Source organism: Alcanivorax sp. HI0044, from assembly GCF_001634945.1.
This window is the reverse complement of record NZ_LWEZ01001555.1, coordinates 1-856: the sequence shown is the minus strand read 5'-3', so window position 1 is coordinate 856 and position 856 is coordinate 1. Positions and strand designations below refer to the sequence as shown.

Below are 856 nucleotides of genomic sequence, written 5' to 3'. Positions count from 1 at the left end.
TGAAGCGGGTTAATTTTCAGGCCGGCGCCAGCTGGCAAAACAGGAGTGGTAGATGACGGCAGTAACCCGGCAAGGGCGTTACCAGGGGCTTGGCAATAAGGGCGTAACTGAATACCGCGGCGTGCCGTTTGCGCGTGCGCCGCTGGGCGAGTTGCGCTTCAAGGCGCCGCAACCCCTGGCTGACAGTGAGGCGGAGCAAACGGCGGATCATTACCCGATGCCCTCGCTGCAAATGAAAAACCCGGTGATGGGCATTCAGGAATCCAGCGAAGATTGCCTGTACCTGAATATCTGGGTGCCGGACGGCGAAGGGCCTTTCCCGGTGATGGTGTGGTTCCACGGTGGGGGTTACCTGGCGGGCTCGGTGTCGCAGGTTCTCTATAACGGTGCCGAACTGGCGCGTAGCCAGAATGTGGTGGTGGTGAATGCCGCCTACCGGCTGGGGGCCATGGGGTTTGCGGATTTCTCTGCGGTGGCACCGCAGCTGGAAGCAGACACCAACCTGGGCATGCGCGACCAACTGGCCGCGCTGCAATGGGTACAGGAAAACATCGGTGCCTTTGCCGGTGATTGCGGGCAAGTGACGATTTTCGGTGAGTCTGCCGGAGGCTTCAGTGTCGGCGCGCTGTTGGCCTGCCCCCAGGCGAAAGACCTGTTCCATAGTGCGATCACCCAGTCTGGTGCTGCCGATTTTGTGCTCGCCCCGGATCAGGTGCGCAAGGTGACCGACGCCTTTGTGGATGCACTACCGGGGGCGGGCAGCGCAGCCGAGAAATTGGCCAGTGCCGATGACAAGAGTTGGATCAAGGCCCAGAACGCCGCCGTCAAGGTGCTGGTCGATCGCGGGCTACGCACA

At 61.7% G+C, this 856-nt stretch carries 1 protein-coding gene; it reads left to right on the top strand.

Translation table 11 applies throughout. The features are described from left to right. Positions 1-52: 52 nt before the first annotated feature. A partial coding sequence (locus tag A3730_RS23505) for a carboxylesterase family protein (RefSeq protein WP_156501323.1) occupies positions 53-856 on the top strand: 804 nt, incomplete at its 3' end.